The sequence below is a fragment of the Kitasatospora sp. NPDC057542 genome, from assembly GCF_042801945.1.
In the GTDB taxonomy this organism is placed as follows: Bacteria; Actinomycetota; Actinomycetes; order Streptomycetales; family Streptomycetaceae; genus Kitasatospora.
Window position 1 is genome coordinate 1 of the sequence record NZ_JBHVFE010000707.1, and the last position, 2,957, is coordinate 2,957.

At 75.7% G+C, this 2,957-nt stretch carries 4 protein-coding genes; 1 reads left to right on the plus strand and 3 read right to left on the minus strand.

Annotated features, from left to right (window positions below; genetic code table 11):
• Positions 1-31: 31 nt before the first annotated feature.
• From ACFU7Y_RS42435 to ACFU7Y_RS42445, 3 genes are read right to left on the minus strand one after another with little or no spacing between them, the layout of a single operon-like run.
• Positions 32-898, minus strand: a complete 867-nt coding sequence (locus ACFU7Y_RS42435; protein WP_224285016.1) for an NAD-dependent protein deacetylase — start codon at positions 896-898, stop codon at positions 32-34.
• A 10-nt stretch (positions 899-908) separates the two neighbouring features.
• Positions 909-1,037, minus strand: a complete 129-nt coding sequence (locus ACFU7Y_RS42440) for a hypothetical protein (protein ID WP_263455809.1) — start codon at positions 1,035-1,037, stop codon at positions 909-911.
• A complete protein-coding gene (locus ACFU7Y_RS42445; protein WP_224285017.1) occupies positions 1,034-1,837 on the minus strand; it encodes a class I SAM-dependent methyltransferase in 804 nt (267 codons plus the stop codon). Before ACFU7Y_RS42445 ends, ACFU7Y_RS42440 begins: the two co-directional genes overlap by 4 nt.
• Before the next feature lie 340 nt (positions 1,838-2,177).
• On the opposite strand from ACFU7Y_RS42445, the gene ACFU7Y_RS42450 reads away from it, so the two are divergent.
• Positions 2,178-2,870 (plus strand): Tat pathway signal sequence domain protein, encoded by a 693-nt coding sequence (locus ACFU7Y_RS42450; RefSeq protein WP_224285018.1) that lies wholly within the window; start codon positions 2,178-2,180, stop codon positions 2,868-2,870.
• Positions 2,871-2,957: the final 87 nt, after the last annotated feature.

Genomic DNA, 2,957 nt, shown 5'->3' on the forward strand with positions numbered 1-2,957 from the left:
GCCCGCACAGCCGGCCGGCTGAGCGGGCCGGTCAGCCCGCGCCGAGCAGCCGGGCGACCTCCGTCATGGCCGGTCCCAGCGGCAGGTCGAGCCGGAGTGCGGCGAGTCCGTCCCCGCGCGTCGGCCCCTGGTTGACGATCGCGACCGGTAGCCGCGCCCGGGCGGCGCGGCGGACGAAGCGCAGCCCGGACAGGACCGCCAGGGAGGAGCCGAGGACGACCAACGAACTCGCCGCGTCGACCAGTTCGTAGCAGTGCTCGACCCGGGGCAGCGGAACGTTCTCGCCGAAGAAGACCACGTCGGGCTTGAGCACCCCGCCGCAGTCCGTGCAGGCGGCGATCCGGAAGCCGTCCACCAGCGGCTGCGGCAGCCGCGCGTCGCCGTCGGGCCTCAGCTCCGCCCCGGGCCGGCGGAAGCCCCGGTTGAGCTCCTCCAGCCGCCGGTCCAGCTCGGCCCGGGTGCTGGTGCGGCGGCAGTCGAGGCAGACCACCCGGCGGAGTCCGCCGTGCAGCTCGACGGCCTCCCGGGTGCCGGCCGCGTGGTGGAGGCCGTCCACGTTCTGGGTGATGACCGCCGCGACGTGCCCGGTCCGGCGCAGCCGGTCCACCGCGTGGTGCCCGGAGTTGGGCCGGGCCCCGGCGATCGCGGGCCAGCCGGTGTGGCTGCGGGCCCAGTAGCGGCGCCGGGCGTCCGCGCTGCCGGTGAACTCCTGGTACGTCATCGGGGTGCCGCTGCGGCGGCGGCCGGTGGCGCCGCGGTAGTCGGGGATGCCCGACTCGGTGGACAGGCCCGCCCCGCTGAGCACCACCGCACCGCGCCGGTCCAGCAGCCGTACCAGGGCTTCCAGCTCCTCCCCCGGCGGACCGGCCTGCCCGCCCGGGTGTTCGAACGCGTCCATACCGTCGAGGTTAGACCGACGGCCCGTGGTTCCCGTCGGTCAGTGCTCCGACGGTGGCGAGGACCCGCCCGGCGGAGGCCCGCACCTCGGCGAGCGGCACGGCGGACTCGGCCCCGTCGGGGTCGGTCGGCCGCGTCACGGGCGGCGCGCCCAGGCGGAGATCATCGGGGCGGTGGCCAGGTCGAGCCGGCCGGAGGCGACGTTGGCCAGGTGACGCTCGATCTCCTCCTCCGTCGCGAGCCCCTCCCGCACCAGCAGCCCGCGGATCTGCCGCACCGTCGCGTCCTCCAGGACCGCGCAGGCCGGCGAGGTGATCGGGAAGTACGCGTCGGCCCGGACGTCGACCAGGCCCGCTTCGCGCAAGGCCCTGGGCAGCGTCCGCCCGTACGCGAGGTCGGCGCCGCGTCCCGCCATCAGGGTGCGGAAGCCGGCCCGCAGCCGGTTGGCGAGGCGCTCGTCGGGGCCGGACTCGTCCGGGCAGAGCAGCGGTTGCAGGGCCGGGTCGGCGTCCTCCAGCAGCAGCCGGCCGCCGGGGCGCAGCGCCTGCACCATCCGGCGCAGGGCCTCGGCACGGTCGGCGACGTGCACCAGGACCAGCCGGGCGTGCACCAGGTCGAAGCCGCCGGGTGGCGGCGGGTCGGCCGCCACGTCGTGGCGCAGCACTTCGATCACGCCGCCGGCGGCGGGGGCGGTCCAGGAGACGTCGATGTCGGTCGCGACCACCGCACCGGTCGGGCCGACCCGCTCGGCGAGCCCGAGCGGCACCGAGGGACCACCCGCACCGACCTCCCAGCAGCGCATGCCGGGGCCGATCCCGAGGGCGTCGACGTGCCGGAAGGTCACCGGGTCGAACAGCTCGGCGAGGGCGCCGAACCGGATGCCCGCCTCCGACTGCCGGTTGTCCAGGAGGTAGCCGTGGTCGGTTTCGCGCTCAGCCATGCCGGAATTCTCGCAGGCGTCGGAGCGGGCGGGCACTCCGGCCCGTACGGCGTCGGCAGCCCGGGCCGGGCTGGGCCAAACCGTGCCGGGCTGGGCCGGGCCGGGCGCTCAGGGCTGCGGGGCCGGGCCGGTGTGTGCCGGGATGCCGAAGGCGGACCGCAGCCGACGGCATCAGCCGGTCTTGTTGACGAAAAGTCAGCAAGTTCGTCCCACTGCCTTGACGGCACGCGGTCACGGCTGGAACCTATGGACCCGGAAACGCCGCGCGCTCCCCGGTCCCCACCGCTCAGGAGCCGCGAGAGGACGTCTTCTCGCCCCTCACCGAGGAAGAGGTTTCCCCATGCGCTTCAGCCGCCACCTGGCCGTCACCGCCGCCGCCGTCTGCGCGACCACCACACTCGCGCTGGCCGCCGTACCCGCCTCCGCGTCCCCCGAGCCCCTCGCCGCCGGTCCGGTGCTCACCGCCGGGAGCGCGGGCGGCGCCGCCGTCGCCGTGGGCGACGCGCTCGCCGCGCCGCTCGCCGCGGGCACCAAGGCGACCTTCTACTCGACCGCGACCAGCACCACGGGTGTCACCTGCGCCACCTCCCAGCTCTCCGCCTCGGTGCTGAGCAACCCGGCGGCGCCGGGCAGCGCGACCGCGTCGCTGACCGGGCTGACCTTCGGCTCGTGCACCGCCAACGTCACCGGGGTCACCTCGGTGCGCAGCCTGACGGTCGGCAACCTGCCGTACGGCGTCACCGTCTCCGACGCACCCGGCCTGCCTGTCACCCTCACCGGCGGCTCCGCCGGGACGATCCAGGCCACCGCCGTGCTGGACACCTGGTTCGGCACCATCACCTGCTCCTACCAGCTGAGCGGCGCGTTCACCGGAAGCGCCGACAACGCCGCGCACAGCCTGGCCTTCCGCACCGAGCACTTCGCCAAGAGCGGCGGCTCGACGCTCTGCCCGGGCGACGGCTACTTCTCCGCGACCTACGGCCCGGTCGCCGACACCAGCCAGACGGGCAGCCCGGCGGTCTTCGTCAACTGACCGTCCCCTCCGGTGTCACCGGGGCGGGCGCGACGGGGTACATCGGGGGCCGTCTGGTCCCGGAGCTCCTCGCCGAGGGGCACCGGG

Coding starts and splice junctions, on each gene's coding strand:
- ACFU7Y_RS42435 (WP_224285016.1), bottom strand. CDS start 898: ATGGACGCGTTCGAACACCCGGGCGGGCAGGCCGGTCCGCCGGGGGAG.
- ACFU7Y_RS42445 (WP_224285017.1), bottom strand. CDS start 1,837: ATGGCTGAGCGCGAAACCGACCACGGCTACCTCCTGGACAACCGGCAG.
- ACFU7Y_RS42450 (WP_224285018.1), top strand. CDS start 2,178: ATGCGCTTCAGCCGCCACCTGGCCGTCACCGCCGCCGCCGTCTGCGCG.